Annotated in this window: 13 protein-coding genes; 9 read left to right on the forward strand and 4 right to left on the reverse strand. The window is 47.6% G+C overall.

Annotated features, from left to right (window positions below):
• Positions 1–59: 59 nt before the first annotated feature.
• The gene (locus tag ACUUJN_RS02865) at positions 60–2,243 is read left to right on the forward strand and encodes an alpha-galactosidase (RefSeq protein ID WP_484669241.1); all 2,184 of its coding nucleotides are present in this window, start codon (positions 60–62) and stop codon (positions 2,241–2,243) included.
• Positions 2,244–2,485: 242 nt separating this feature from the next.
• On the opposite strand, the gene ACUUJN_RS02870 is transcribed toward ACUUJN_RS02865, so the two are convergent.
• Positions 2,486–3,379 carry an AraC family transcriptional regulator gene (locus ACUUJN_RS02870; RefSeq protein ID WP_028541131.1) on the reverse strand — a complete coding sequence of 298 codons (894 nt, stop codon included), beginning with the start codon at positions 3,377–3,379 and terminating at the stop codon, positions 2,486–2,488.
• 157 nt (positions 3,380–3,536) lie between these two features.
• Between ACUUJN_RS02870 and ACUUJN_RS02875 the strand changes: the two genes are divergently transcribed.
• Together ACUUJN_RS02875 and csaA are read left to right on the forward strand one after the other, a co-directional pair.
• Entirely contained in the window at positions 3,537–4,442 is a 906-nt protein-coding gene (locus ACUUJN_RS02875) for a DMT family transporter (RefSeq protein ID WP_484669242.1), read from the forward strand.
• 56 nt (positions 4,443–4,498) lie between these two features.
• Entirely contained in the window at positions 4,499–4,831 is a 333-nt protein-coding gene (csaA, locus tag ACUUJN_RS02880; RefSeq protein WP_053324545.1) for a chaperone CsaA, read from the forward strand.
• A 267-nt stretch (positions 4,832–5,098) separates the two neighbouring features.
• Here the strand turns inward: csaA and ACUUJN_RS02885 are convergent, their stop codons facing one another.
• Positions 5,099–7,525 carry a UvrD-helicase domain-containing protein gene (locus ACUUJN_RS02885; RefSeq protein WP_053324546.1) on the reverse strand — a complete coding sequence of 809 codons (2,427 nt, stop codon included), beginning with the start codon at positions 7,523–7,525 and terminating at the stop codon, positions 5,099–5,101.
• Positions 7,526–7,836: 311 nt separating this feature from the next.
• On the opposite strand from ACUUJN_RS02885, the gene ACUUJN_RS02890 reads away from it, so the two are divergent.
• Positions 7,837–8,688 carry a zinc ribbon domain-containing protein gene (locus ACUUJN_RS02890; RefSeq protein WP_028541128.1) on the forward strand — a complete coding sequence of 284 codons (852 nt, stop codon included), beginning with the start codon at positions 7,837–7,839 and terminating at the stop codon, positions 8,686–8,688.
• Between the two features lie 65 nt (positions 8,689–8,753).
• Positions 8,754–9,542 carry a TrmB family transcriptional regulator gene (locus tag ACUUJN_RS02895; RefSeq protein WP_053326527.1) on the forward strand — a complete coding sequence of 263 codons (789 nt, stop codon included), beginning with the start codon at positions 8,754–8,756 and terminating at the stop codon, positions 9,540–9,542.
• 7 nt (positions 9,543–9,549) lie between these two features.
• Here the strand turns inward: ACUUJN_RS02895 and ACUUJN_RS02900 are convergent, their stop codons facing one another.
• Positions 9,550–10,182 carry an NUDIX hydrolase gene (locus tag ACUUJN_RS02900; protein ID WP_053324547.1) on the reverse strand — a complete coding sequence of 211 codons (633 nt, stop codon included), beginning with the start codon at positions 10,180–10,182 and terminating at the stop codon, positions 9,550–9,552.
• A gap of 172 nt (positions 10,183–10,354) precedes the next feature.
• Here ACUUJN_RS02900 and ACUUJN_RS02905 point away from each other — a divergent pair, with 172 nt between their 5' ends.
• Positions 10,355–10,648 (forward strand): hypothetical protein, encoded by a 294-nt coding sequence (locus ACUUJN_RS02905; protein WP_023986824.1) that lies wholly within the window; start codon positions 10,355–10,357, stop codon positions 10,646–10,648.
• 72 nt (positions 10,649–10,720) lie between these two features.
• Positions 10,721–11,422 carry a histidine phosphatase family protein gene (locus ACUUJN_RS02910; RefSeq protein WP_023986825.1) on the forward strand — a complete coding sequence of 234 codons (702 nt, stop codon included), beginning with the start codon at positions 10,721–10,723 and terminating at the stop codon, positions 11,420–11,422.
• A gap of 85 nt (positions 11,423–11,507) precedes the next feature.
• Here ACUUJN_RS02910 and mscL read toward each other — a convergent pair whose 3' ends face one another.
• Entirely contained in the window at positions 11,508–12,002 is a 495-nt protein-coding gene (mscL, locus tag ACUUJN_RS02915; protein WP_023986826.1) for a large conductance mechanosensitive channel protein MscL, read from the reverse strand.
• A gap of 151 nt (positions 12,003–12,153) precedes the next feature.
• Between mscL and ACUUJN_RS02920 the strand changes: the two genes are divergently transcribed.
• Together ACUUJN_RS02920 and ACUUJN_RS02925 are read left to right on the forward strand one after the other, a co-directional pair.
• Positions 12,154–12,597, forward strand: a complete 444-nt coding sequence (locus ACUUJN_RS02920) for a carboxymuconolactone decarboxylase family protein (protein WP_053324548.1) — start codon at positions 12,154–12,156, stop codon at positions 12,595–12,597.
• 18 nt (positions 12,598–12,615) lie between these two features.
• The gene (locus ACUUJN_RS02925; protein ID WP_028541124.1) at positions 12,616–13,575 is read left to right on the forward strand and encodes a sigma-70 family RNA polymerase sigma factor; all 960 of its coding nucleotides are present in this window, start codon (positions 12,616–12,618) and stop codon (positions 13,573–13,575) included.
• Positions 13,576–13,628 lie beyond the last annotated feature (53 nt).

The raw sequence follows: 13,628 nt of genomic DNA on the forward strand, positions 1-13,628 counted from the left end.
GTCCTTTTTTAGGTGCGGATTTCCGAGGGGTATGATCTAAAGGAAGGGGTTATTTTTCCATGGGTATCATTGTTCAAGAGCAAACGGGGCTGTTTCATCTACAGTCGTCGGGCATGAGTTATATTATTCAGATTGTGGATGGATTTCCTGTGCATGTATATTGGGGAGATAGGCTGAAGCACCGTGAATCAATGACCGATCTATTGCTTCACACTTCTGCGACGGCTGGATTGGATCGGCTACCGCAAGAGTACCCGCAGTATGGGAGTGGAGACTTCCGTAACCCGGCGTATCAAGTAGAACTTGAAGATGGAACTCGTATCACGGAGTTAAAGTACGATGGTTACCGGATCATCAAGGGAAAGCCATCATTAACCGGGCTTCCGGCCGTATATACCGAGAATGAAGACGAAGCGGATACGTTGGAACTGGAGTTAAAAGATGACTTTTCAGGTCTTAAAGTTGTTCTTCTTTACACCGTCTTCGCGGATCGAAACGTAATCGCTCGTTCGGCTCGTTTGAGTAATACGGGAGCCAAGAATCTTCGACTTCTCCGTGCTCTAAGTGCCAGTGTCGATTTTTCAGGTAAAAGCGATTTAGAGTTCATGTATCTTTCGGGAGCATGGGCTCGGGAGGGGAATATTACCCGCAAACCGATTCTTCAAGGTGAAACCCGAATTGATAGTAAAAGGGGCATGAGCAGCCATCAACTCAACCCTTTTGCTGCATTGGTCACTCGGGGAACAACGGAAAGCTATGGTGAGGTATTCGGCTTTAGCCTCGTGTACAGCGGGGGCTTTGAGGCGGGAGCAGAAATAGATTCATTCGGCTCTACACGGTTTAGCATCGGCGTGAACTCCTTTGATTTTTCGTGGTTACTGAGCCCAGGGGAGAGCTTCCAAACGCCAGAAGCCGTTATGGTTTTCTCCGGTCAAGGACTGGGAGATATGTCGCGGACGTATCATCGCTTGTATCGGACTCGACTTTGCCGAGGGAAATATCGGGATGAAGAACGCCCTATTCTGGTCAATAACTGGGAAGCTACCTATTTTGACTTCAATGCAGATAAGTTGGTATCGATAGCGAAAGAGGGGGCTGAGCTAGGCATCGAACTATTTGTCTTAGATGACGGTTGGTTCGGAAAACGGGATTCTGACAATTCGTCTCTCGGCGATTGGTACGAGGATCGTCGGAAGCTGCCAGACGGACTTGCGGATGTCGCGAACCGTATCAATCGGCTGGGGCTTAAATTCGGGCTCTGGTTTGAGCCAGAGATGATCTCTCCAGACAGCGAGTTGTACCGGGAGCATCCGGACTGGTGCCTTCACGTTCCGGGACGGAGGCGCAGCGAAGCCAGATGGCAGCTGGTGCTGGACTATACTCGCAAGGAAGTGCGCGATTTCATCTACGATTCGCTTTCGGCCATTTTCTCCAGCGTGCCAGTCTCTTATGTGAAATGGGATATGAACCGCTGTCTGACGGAAATCGGTTCCGCTGCTCTGCCGCCGGAACGACAATCCGAGACTGCTCATCGCTATGTTCTTGGATTGTATGAGCTGTTGGAGCGCATCACCACCGAATTTCCACATATTCTTTTCGAGAGCTGTTCAAGTGGCGGAGGACGCTTTGATCCAGGCATGCTTTACTACATGCCTCAAGTCTGGACTAGTGATAATACCGATGCGGTGGAACGCCTGAAGATTCAATATGGAACTAGCCTTGTCTATCCTGTAAGCGCAATCGGAGCGCATGTTTCGGCAGTTCCGAACCATCAAGTTGGACGCATAACGCCCCTTGATTTTCGAGGTGATGTCGCCATGTCCGGAAATTTTGGATATGAGCTTGATCTCACGAAATTCACCGATGAGGAAAAAGAGACGGTCAAACGCCAAATCGCAGTATACAAGCAGATACGTGGCTTAGTACAGAAAGGTGACTTGTATCGCTTAAAGAACCCGTTTGAAGATAACGAATCGGCTTGGATGTTTGTTTCTGAAGACCAAGAGGATGCCATCGTCTACTATTTCCAAGTGATGGCTGTTCCGAACGCGCCCTGGCGGGTTCTGCGCCTTGACGGACTTAATCCAGAGCTCGAATACGAAGTTCAGTCAGGAAATAGCGGAGAAAAGTCTATTAATGGGGGGGATAGGCTTATGAAGTTGGGCCTCCCTCTTGTCTACGGACAGAAAGACTATGAAAGTGGATGGTTCAGGCTCCGGGCAATAAGGTCCGGTAAGGCTTAAAGGACAGTACAACAGTACAACTGCTGAAAGAGAAAAGACAATCGATTGAGTTATGCCCCTTTTTGTATGAAAAGGGGCATTTTGCGTACAGCAGCTGTACTGATTGTGGAGGGGGAAGCCATTTTTTTATACGAATGATGAATGACATGAAACTGAGGAAGATGTAGGAGTTACATTTGAATGTTGATTGAAAACAGGATCATCAACAGAGTAAGTCGTTACGCTGACGGCTGCTTCATTCCTTAATTAATGAATTCATTTCTAAATTTACGGAATTCTTTAGGTGTTTTTTTATGATGTTTCTTAAAAGACTGAATGAAGTGATTTACATGATTGAACCCCACTCTGTGAGCTATTTCAGTTATTGTAGAATCTGTTGAAATTAATAACTCGCTGCTTTTCTTGATACGGTACTTAATTAAGTAGTCGTAAGGTGTCATATGAATGGTTCTCTTAAAACTACGAGTGCATTCCGAAATACTTAAATGTGCTATAGCAGCAATTTCTTGCAATGTTATATTGTCTGAGTAGTTTTGATGGATAAAACTGAGCATCAATTGAAGTCGCTCCTGTTGCAATTTCATGTATTTAGGTGCTTCCTCAGAAGACAGCGAAATATTAGATATTAAGACTAACCATAATTGTGCCGTTTTGATGGAAACCTCGTATTCCCAGCCCCATTTTTTTTTCATATCAAATTTCTGTTTCATATCCCAAAGCATTTGCAGTATTTGAATTTGCCATTCAGCATCTCCTTTGATTACTAATGACAATAAGAGAGAGTTTGTATAAGGCAGTACATAGTTTTTTTCCATCGCACTATCTGCATAAAAGGCCAGCAGCTTCTCAGGGAAATTAAAGCTGACATATTGACCGTTATGTGTAAGGTGTGTAGTAACGTGAAGAACACCTTTATTAATTAAAATGGCCTGACCTGTTTCTAATTCATGATCAATGCCGTTAACTTGTATCACTAGCTTTCCTTTGGTAACCAAAGTGATTTGCAGTTCCTCATGCCAATGTAAATCGTTGAATCCTCTACCTTCAGGACTACTTGCATGAATAGTATGGGTGTACATGATGTATGGAAATGAAACATCGGGATATAGAATGGTCTCATGCAATTGTTTTTCCATTTTAGCGAGGTCCTTTCTGATGACGATATTTCTATATAAATTAAAGATATAGTTACACAAATAAAATAAAAGTGGTGATATTATTATACCAGATCTTCGGCTTATCATTACAATCCTGTGCACAGGCGATTGGATAAGACATCTTGGAGGCGTATATGTGAAAATAAATCAATCGTCGTTACCGTTTCATCCGTATATTTTGCTTTTAATCAGCATACTGTCTGTTTCTATCTCATCTATCATGATAAAATCCTCAGATACTCCAACCTCTGTGGCTGGGATGTACAGATTGTATATGTCAGTACTCATAATGCTTCCCTTTGTACCTTGGAAAATGTTTCGTTCCTTAGAAATGAACAAAAAAGATTGGAGTACTGTTTTCATAGCTGGTCTTTTTCTCGGGTTATATTTCTTATTCTGGATGGAATCTTTAGTATATACCTCAGTTGCGAGTTCCATGGTCATCTTATCCTTACAGCCTTTATTTGTAATGATGGGTTCATACTTTATGTTCAGAGAACGAGCAAATATATTGACCATTCTTTGTTTGATCGCCGCTCTTGTCGGTTCAATCATTATAGCTTGGGGAGACATAGGGATTTCGAGAGAGGCATTAATCGGAGATGGATTATCTTTATTAGGAACAATCTTGGTTTCAGCATATATGTTGGCAGGACAGAAAGTAAGCCACAAAATAAATGCAAATTTATATAGTGTTATTGTTTTTTTTATTGGTGGCAGCGTCATGTTGGTCTACAATATGTTGAATCATTATTCCTTGATCGAATATGACTCGTCGGATTGGATGTATTTCTTTTTACTTGCAGTAATCCCAACTATTTTCGGACAATATATATTTAATTTGTTGTTGAAATCAATGGGTGCAACTACGGTCTCAGTTGGTATTATTGGAGAGCCTGTTCTTGCCATAATTCTCGCCTACTTATTCTTGGGAGAAATAATCTCTGCATTTCAATTCATAGGTGGAATCATGACTTTATTCGGTATGGGGATGTATTTTTGGGCAAAATCTTTAAAGTATACTACGGTTGCAAAATATTAAATTTGAAATTCATTATCGCGAAATTGAAGAAAACAATCGATGAGGAGAATGTTTAGATGGCAACGATTGATGATTTTTTGAAACTAGATATTCGAGTTGGAACCATAATTAAAGCTGAGTTTTTTGCAGAAGCAAAAGTACCTGCTATTAAACTTGAAATTGATTTTGGACAAGATATCGGAATAAAAGCTTCGAGTGCACAAATCACAAAAAGATATGTGGCTGAAGATATTATAGGGGAACAAATCATAGGTGTAGTCAACTTTCCACCTCGACGGATAGCAGGCTTTAAGTCAGAGGTGTTAGTCCTTGGAGGAATTCCCGAAAAGGGGGATGTGGTTTTATTGAAACCAGATATCAAACTACCTAATGGAACACCTATTGGATGATTGATCGGCTGTTTAATCAGTAAAATATATAACTTCACAACAGGCAGGACATTGAACCTAACGGGATACGATCCTTCAATAGCAAGTTGAAACAGATAGCGGCAGACTAGGACTTTATTTTCACGTCCTAGTCTGCCGCTTTTTCTTTTATTGGTCTGTCTAAAGCTTATTTGATTCATTAAAATCTGCAACAGTTAGGCTGGAAATCACGAGTGTCACCAATCCAGTAAAAGCACAGTTCTCCAATACCAGCTATACGCCTTATACCTATCTGGCTGGGATGCTGCGTGTCCCCTCTGTCATCGGGGAGGCGCAGAGCGGGCACACCGGCGGCGTGCCTGTGCTAGCCGCGCTTGTACGGCGTCCGCTTGTTGTGTCGCGCCGCATCCACGCTTTGCAGGCGCCGTCGGTGCATTTCCACACGGGCACGTTGATGCGTGGCTCCGCCTGAGACCCTGCCACCGACGAGGTCGTCCGTGTCGTAGCACTGCCTGGTCCTGGCCTGCTGCTCACGCGGGTCGCTGTGCCAGACGCTGGCGATCCAGCGCCAGCACGGCTGCTATACCCGGAAGCACCCTTCGGTTGGCCGAAGCTGCTGCTGCGTGTTTCTGGCTTGGAAGCCTCAGGGGTGACCCCATAGGCTTCCAGCAGGAAGCGTGACACGGCGGCAGGCTTGCCATGATTAGAGGCGGGAGAGGTGATGTACAGCAACTCCTTCGCCCGGGTGACGGCCACGTAAGCGAGGCGGCGCTCTTCTTCAAGCGCTGCATCGTTATCCACAGCCGTAGTCGGGGCGGCGCCTGCCCGCCGATCCTCCGGCAGCTCGCTGTGCAGCGCCGAGCTGTGCGGCAGAATGCCTTCGCTGGCTCCGATCCAATATACGCAAGGGAATTCCAGCCCCTTGGCGCGGTGGATCGTCATGAGCCGAACAGCATCGCTGTCTTCCTCTCTGCGCAGCGATTCCATTTGGCGGTGACGCTCGGAAAGCTCGTCCGCAAAGCTGACGAACGCCTCCACGGTGTCAAACCGCTTGGCTGCCGTTTCGAGCTCCTCCAGACTTTCTTGCATCGTTTCCTTATAATGAGTCCACGCGCCCGTATCTCCGCTTTCCAAATATTTATCATAAAAGATGCGCCGCATTTCTTGAATGGCATAGGCAGGCTTCATTGTAGTGAGACTGCGAATCAGACGAATACGCTCTTTCACCTGCTCACGCTGAAAATCACGTAGTCGATCCCAGCGGCTGAGATGAATCAGCGGGTATTTTTTAGCCTGCTGTTTCTCCTCGCGCATAATCCATTCCATACCCGCCTCACGGGAGACGTACAGCGGCCCAAGGGTGCTCGGAATGGATTCCATACGCCGGGGATTCAGCGACAAGCGCAGGTGATCCATTAAGGGACGAATCAGGGACTGATCATAAAATACAGCCCCTGCTCCATACTGAATAAATGGAACATCCCGCATAATTAATTGCTCAAAAATAGATCGGCTTCCGCTGGCTGTCCGGTGCAAAATAGCGATATCCCGGTAGCGCAGCCGACCTTCCTCTACCTGTCCGAGTAGATGGGTAACAATATGCCCCGCTTCTTCCTCGGGTCCGGATGGGGTGGCAAACTGCGGCGGCAAGCCTTCACGCCCGGCAGCCGAAAGACGTTTGGAGCGTCGATGAACATTTTTGGCGACAATGTTAGAGCCCAGCCCCAAAATCCGCGCATCGCTGCGATAATTAATATCCAGGGTAATGACCTTTGCATCCTTATAGACTTTGTCAAACTCCAGAATGGATTCCTGACGTGCCCCATTAAAGGTATAGATCGTCTGGTCATCATCCCCCACGACCATCAGATTGCGATGTCGGGCAGCCAATCGTTGCACCATCTCATATTGCAGGGCATTCGTATCCTGAAATTCATCGACCATGATATGTGAAAAACGCTGCTGAAGCGGCTTAAGCACATCCGGGTCACGCAGCAGTGCGGAGGCACGCAACAGAATATCGTCAAAATCCATTTTATTGCGCTCCTGTTTCCACGCTTCATAGGCGAGCATGGCACGCTTGGCATCCGATTCCTCGCGCACGGTTTCCGGTAGCTGGTCCGCGCTGCGGCCTTCCGCTTTCCAAGCGGAGAGAGCAGACAGCAGGCTTTCCGGCTGGAAAGCCTCGCTGAGCCCAAGCTGCCGCAGCATCATTTTCATGACGGTATGCTGGGCCTGCGTTTCACCGAACACTTCATCTTGCACGCCGCGATGACGCAGCATCGCCAAAGCGAATGAGTGAAACGTGCGAGCCTGAACTGCACGTGCAGCGGCAGGGCGCACACCGGGTAATCCCGCGATGCGCAGTTTCATTTCGGCAGCTGCCTTGCTGGTGAAGGTCACCAGCAGAATGGACGATGCAGGGACATCCCGCATCGCCATCAGGTAGCCTGCGCGGGCAGCCAGCACTGTGGTTTTGCCGCAGCCAGCCCCTGCAAGGGTCAGAAGGGGGCCTTTGCCGTGGCGGACGGCCTGGATCTGCGGGCGGTTCAGGTGAATGCCGGCGTTCTCTAAAGCACGAAAATAGGCCGAGTCTTGGTCGGTGTCGGGCACCAGCGTCATACTGGTATCCATGGAAGCACGACGTGCCTGAGGGCTCGACGTTGAATAAGGAACCCCGATGGGTCGGGGGTAAAAAGAAGGATTTGGGTCCATAATCCTGAAACCCCTTTCGTTCTTAAAATCTTCCATTTTCACAAATGGGGGTAGTTTTTGGTATGATAGAGTTCTAGTCAGCTTTAGCTGACGATAAGAACAAGGCGATGGACTAAAATAATGCTGAAATTCATGCGGATCTTGCCGGAGCGACAGAACGTCAATACGTTGACGCTAATGCCAATAGCCTTCAAACAGGCAATATGACCGCATTCCATTATACAGGAGTTCGAGGTTTGCCAACAGAAAAAAACTTTGGGATATACGGACGGTATAGTGAAATCCGGCTGGATAATGGGGAGGAAATAACGATGAAGCTGATTCAACGTATAAAGGAAGGCGCTAATCGCGCAACAGAAAAGGCGCAGCATGCTGTCGAGATTAGTAAGATCAATTCACAAATTACAACGATTCAGCAGGAAATGGATGTTCATTTCTTACGAATGGGTCAGATCTTTTACGAAGGTTACCGTGCATCCGACATGTCGGTGGCAGAAACCGAGATGACACAGCTATCCACTGCATGTGATGAGCTTCAGGATGAAATTGACGAGCTGCGCAGTAGAATTGCAGAATTGAAAAACGCTCATTTATGCACCTGTGGAGCGGTTGTGCCTCTGGATGCGAACTTTTGCCCCAAATGCGGACGCAAGCTCAATGAAGGACAGGCTGCTTCCAAACAAGTAGCTGCTGTGCGTGAAGAGGTGCCAACGGACGTCTATTCTTTTGATCTGCGCAAGCCAGAGGTAGTGAAGGATGCTGCGCCTGCTTACACGGAGTATGCAGAACAGGAAGTAGTCGATCGGCATGAACAGGAACAGGATGAGCGGTATGAAACACACGAACCAGCGGGACTAGACCGCGATTACACAGTATCTGATTTTACACCGGAAGAAAAAGCGGCATTCGACGCTGAGTGGGAGCGCCGTCGTCAGGAAGAACTGGAAAAAGAACACCGTCGTCTTGAAGAACTGGAACGCGAGCGTGAGCGCCAGGAGGAGCTGGACGAGCGAATCCGATATTGGAAGGCCAACAACTCCGGGGCCGAGAAGCCGGCAACGCCGTCTGCACAAGTACGTGAAAATGTAAAATGCCAAATCTGTACTGCAGAACTACCTAAAGGGTCCAAATGGTGCCCGCGTTGCGGAGCTGAACAGATTTGACGCAGCCGAACAGGCTGCTGCAGGACACAGACATAACGCCGGGCAGCATAGGGGGAACAGAATATATGGAGCGTTTGCTGCATCATCTGCGGAATCTGGGTTTTACGGAAATGGAAGCCAAGGTTATGGTCGAGCTTTCGAGGCAAAATGCGGCTTCCGGCTATGAAGTGGCTAAGCGTCTGGGTGCATCGCGCTCCAACGTGTACGCGGCTTTACAGCGTTTGGCCGGGCAGGGATATCTCAGAACCAGTGCTGGAGAGCCTGTACGTTACAGCATGCTGCCACCGGGTGAACTGACCCGGATGATCGAAGGACAAATGCAGGAGTCCCTACGCGCAGTGGAGAAAGAAATGCCACGAACAGAACCAACCAAGCCGACCTTTTATAATGCGGAAGGCGATCGGAAGGTGCTGGAAAGTCTGACACGTGAATTGGAACGGGCAAAGCATGAGATTGTGTTGGATTTGTGGCGCGAGGAAGCCGAACTGCTGCGGACAGAGTTGGAGAAAGCTGAGAGTCGAGGTGTGCGTCTGCTCTGGTCCTGCGATAACGGAGAAAGCATGATGGGACCGTGGTTACCGTCTGGGTCTGGTACAGACGGACAGGAACCAGCAGGGCGGAAGTTTTCTTTTGTTATTGATCGGCGTTGGTGCATGCTGGGTATGCGGGGAGAGAATTGCCCGACACAGGCGCTTATTACCGAGCATCCGGTAATGACAGGCCTGCTGCTTAATCATTTTGCTCAGGATCTTATTCTGTATGAGCTGGAGCATGATATGGGCAGAGAACTGTCGACCCGGTATGGCTGGCGGTATGAAGGCATTATCGGCAAATATATGTCAGCTGGAGAATAGCTAAAGATTACCGGGTAGGAAGTTCCATCAGTGCCCGGCATATAGATGTAATATAGCCCGCCTTATGAGGCACGAATTGATCCGATGTAATCAGGCGGCGGTTTTTTTCTGGATTTGGCCCCGACGTAATGCCATGGGCTTCGATAAAGGGAATATGGCCTTCAAAAAGGGCCAGTGCTTGGTCAAGATCTGCTTCGTACAGTCCGGCTACTTCTTCTTGCTGGAGGTGATAAGCTTCCAATGGCTGGTTCGATAGCAGTCCAAACACCGAGCTAACCTCCCGATCCCAAAAAGAGGTGCCCTGTGCGGTACCTTTGCTTTCATACCGAACGGTCATCAGCGGTGTTAATGAGGTAAAGGGAACATGAATGCCCAGTTCTTCCTCCAGCTCACGAGCCGCCTGAGACATATCTTCGCCTGCCGTCAAGTGACCGGCTGCTGTAATATCGTAGCATCCGGGGAAGGTGTCCTTCGTATCCTGACGCTGTTGGAACAGCAAGCGACGGCCTGTCGAAGTGTCTCGTGCTAGCCAGCAGTGAAAGGTATGGTGCCAGTATCCCTTGGCATGTGCGTCTTGTCGCGAGGCTGTGCCAAGAGGGTTGTCTTCATCATCGTAGATATCCAGAAGCTCGCTAGTCATCGTGGTTCCTCCTATAGTAAGCAGAAATCAAAGGTCTACTTTACAGTATAACGTGTTTTCTGTCCTGACGATATGAAGGCGGGTGTGGAATGTGGAGTGGCATTTGGGGTATGCTGGGAACATGAGGATTTGCAACATCACACAGATTTACGATTGAAAGGAGCGATTTTACATGGAATGTATAGTACATTTTCGAGTCATGCATCCGGAGGAACCCAAGGAACTGCGCGGGTTGATTATGCTGGAAAGCGGAGGCAAGCCGGGGATTGATCAAATCACGGATATGTTCAAAAATATGGGCTATGATGTCCGCCCAGACAATCCGGAGGAATTGATTTTTAAACCAGTCGATGTCAGAGCCAATTATACATATATCCGGGTTATTGAACTGGATACAGGTGAGGAAGTCTACCAGGAAGACAGGGATTTGCGCGCGATTTTGGAAAATTTGCTGAATAAACGTTAAAGATCAGGAGAACTAATCGATGGAATGAGATAAAGTGATCCTGTCGCCATTCATAGGAACGGAGAACCAATAATGAGATTGTATATTATCCGACACGCAGACCCCGATTACCCCAATAACACCATCACGCCGGAGGGGCATTTGGAAGCCCAGGCACTGGCCAAACGGCTTTCCAGTCACGGACTGGATCGAATTTATGCCTCTCCTTTGGGGCGGGCTTTGGATACAATGCGCTACACCGCCGACTCTCTGGGTATGACTCATGAAGTGGAACACTGGACACAGGAGCTGGCTCTAAAGCTGGAGGAAACTCCATACGGCCGTCTTTCCCATTGGGATTTGCCAGGTGAAGTGATCCGTTCCGAAATGCCCCTGCCGACTCATGACTCTTGGCAGGAGATTTCCTATTATCAGGGAACGCAGAGTCCCGAAACCTTCGAGCGGCTGAAGCTTCATTCCGATGAATTCCTGAAACGGCAAGGCTTTGAGCGGGTGGAGGGCAGGTACCGGATTCTGAAGCATACCGAAGATCAGGTGGCCGTATTTTGTCATGGCGGCTTCGGGCTGACCTGGCTTGCTCATCTGTTGGAGCTGCCATTGGCCTTGGTCTGGTCCGGCTTTTGGATGCCGCCTAGCTCCGTAACCACGATCTTGTTTGATGAGCGCTCCCAGGAATGGGCAGTTCCCCGTTGCATCGGCTTCGGTGATGTTTCCCATCTGTACGCTGAGGGCTTGCCCGTCAGACCCCGTGGCATTATCACCAATTTCAACTAATCAGATCTCTCACACCATACCAAAACGGCTTAAGACGGTACATCGTCTTAAGCCGTTTGTTGTAGTCATATAGGTGTGGGTTGAGTCAGCGTGCTTCGACGTACCCCTCCAGCTTGGAAGTGCAATGTGCGCAACGGGTAGCGGCTACAGGAATTTCGGATAGGCAATGTGGACATTCCTTGATCGTTTTTTCCTGAGGAGGTTTTTCTTCCTCTTTGCGTTTCAGCATGTTAATCCCTTTGACCAGCATGAACACACAGAAGGCTACGATCAGGAAGTCCAGCAGGACGTTAATGAACTGACCATAGGCGAGGACTGCAATCCCTGCTTCTTTGGCCTGTGCCAAAGTCATGCGTGTACCGTCAGCATTTAAAGGATCGGCAGCTCGTAAAGCTACATACAAGTCTGGAAAATTCATGCCGCCCAGAAGTTTACCAATCGGAGGCATGATAATATCGTTTACCACAGAAGTGACAATCTTGCCAAACGCTCCACCGATGATAACACCGACCGCGAGGTCAATCACGTTACCCCGTACAGCGAATTCTTTAAACTCTTTTATAATACCTTTTCCGCTCATATGAGTGCTCACCTTCTTTACATAAAATCATTTATCTATAATACATGCTATGTCAATGGAGGGCAATTCCCAATTGATGTATTGCACTTTGTCACAAAATCACATGTTCATTTGTCTTCTATATGTAAACCAATAATGGAGGCGATGTATCGTGAGTTTGAGATTCAATTACAGAGCAGTGAGTCCTAGCACATTCAAGGCAATGATGGAGATGGAAAAATATATTTCCGGTCGTTTTACAGACAAAGTATTGTACGAACTACTGAAAATTAGAGTATCCCAAATCAATGGATGTTCCTATTGTCTGGATATGCATGCGAAGGATTTGCTCAAGCTGGGGGATTATGCTGACCACATTTTGCAGCTAGCCTTATGGCGGGAGGTTCCTTTGTTCACGGAAAAAGAACGTGTTATGCTTGAATTAGCTGAAGCGGTCACCCGTATCTCTGAACAAGGGGTACCTACGGATTTGTACAATAGGGTCAGAGAACATTTTACAGAGGAAGAATACGTAGATTTGATAACCGCGGTTAACGTGATTAACAGTTGGAACCGGATTGCAATTGCAACGGGGATGTATCCGGGCATTCTTTAATGAACAGGGGGCTATGCTTTGTCTGGCAAAGAACACAGAATTGAACAAGAATCGGTGGATTTAAATCTGGAGGAGCTGTATCAAAGATATCGCAAATATTCTTTTGCCATTGCTTATCGCATGCTTGGAACGGTTACGGATGCCGAGGATGTAGTTCAAGACTGCTTTGTCGAGCTGAAGAATAAGCCCCTGGATGATATACACAATCCCAAAGCCTATGTAGCCAAAATGACGATGAATCGGTGTCTGAATCTGTTGAACTCTGCGCGCAAGCAAAGAGAGACATATGTAGGACAGTGGCTGCCGGAGCCGTTGGGTGAAAGCGCAGATCTCCCTGCGGATTGGTTAGAGCGTAAAGACATGATATCTTACGCTTTTCTGGTTTTGCTGGAGCAGCTAAAGCCGATAGAGCGGGCTGTTTTTGTGCTGAGGGAAGCTTTTCAATATGATTACAAAGATATTGCGGAATTGCTGGGGAAGACTGAGAGCAACTGTCGTCAGTTGTTCAGTCGCTCCCGTCGTATTCTATCTTCAGGAGAATCTGCTCTTGAGGCTCAGTCCAGTCGTAATATGAATAACTCATCCCGAATAAAACTACTAGAACGTTTTACAACCGCCTTTCTTGCCTACGATGTGACTGCTATGCTGGAACTACTGGCTGAACAACCTGTATTCGTGTCAGATGGCGGAGGTAATGTGCATACGGTGATGAGACCGATGGTTGTGCGCAAAGGCGTTCTTGCCCTGTTGACTTCTCGTCGGGTATTAACCGTTTTACGAGAAAGAGATGTGTTCCACACCGTCATCAATGGCGAGGTTCAGCTGGCATTTCTGGAAGATGGAAAAGTGAGAGAAACCTTATGCCTCAGACTGACACCAGACGGGGAGCATATTCAGAGTTTTTATTTAATGGTCAACCCAGATAAGCTGGGATACATTCATATAGGACAGAAGAAGCGAACATGCGATAAAAAGTAATCATCGAAACAGCAAAAACCTTGAATCCTGCTAAGGATCAAGGTTTTTTGTTG

This window comes from Paenibacillus sp. LRG-1, assembly GCF_057220305.1.

Excerpts from the sequence above, each read along its gene's own strand:
- ACUUJN_RS02865 (WP_484669241.1), top strand. The coding sequence starts at position 60 with ATGGGTATCATTGTTCAAGAGCAAACGGGGCTGTTTCATCTACAGTCG.
- ACUUJN_RS02870 (WP_028541131.1), bottom strand. The coding sequence starts at position 3,379 with ATGGAAAAACAATTGCATGAGACCATTCTATATCCCGATGTTTCATTT.
- csaA (WP_053324545.1), top strand. The coding sequence starts at position 4,499 with ATGGCAACGATTGATGATTTTTTGAAACTAGATATTCGAGTTGGAACC.
- ACUUJN_RS02885 (WP_053324546.1), bottom strand. The coding sequence starts at position 7,525 with ATGGACCCAAATCCTTCTTTTTACCCCCGACCCATCGGGGTTCCTTAT.
- ACUUJN_RS02890 (WP_028541128.1), top strand. The coding sequence starts at position 7,837 with ATGAAGCTGATTCAACGTATAAAGGAAGGCGCTAATCGCGCAACAGAA.
- ACUUJN_RS02895 (WP_053326527.1), top strand. The coding sequence starts at position 8,754 with ATGGAGCGTTTGCTGCATCATCTGCGGAATCTGGGTTTTACGGAAATG.
- ACUUJN_RS02900 (WP_053324547.1), bottom strand. The coding sequence starts at position 10,182 with ATGACTAGCGAGCTTCTGGATATCTACGATGATGAAGACAACCCTCTT.
- ACUUJN_RS02905 (WP_023986824.1), top strand. The coding sequence starts at position 10,355 with ATGGAATGTATAGTACATTTTCGAGTCATGCATCCGGAGGAACCCAAG.
- ACUUJN_RS02910 (WP_023986825.1), top strand. The coding sequence starts at position 10,721 with ATGAGATTGTATATTATCCGACACGCAGACCCCGATTACCCCAATAAC.
- mscL (WP_023986826.1), bottom strand. The coding sequence starts at position 12,002 with ATGAGCGGAAAAGGTATTATAAAAGAGTTTAAAGAATTCGCTGTACGG.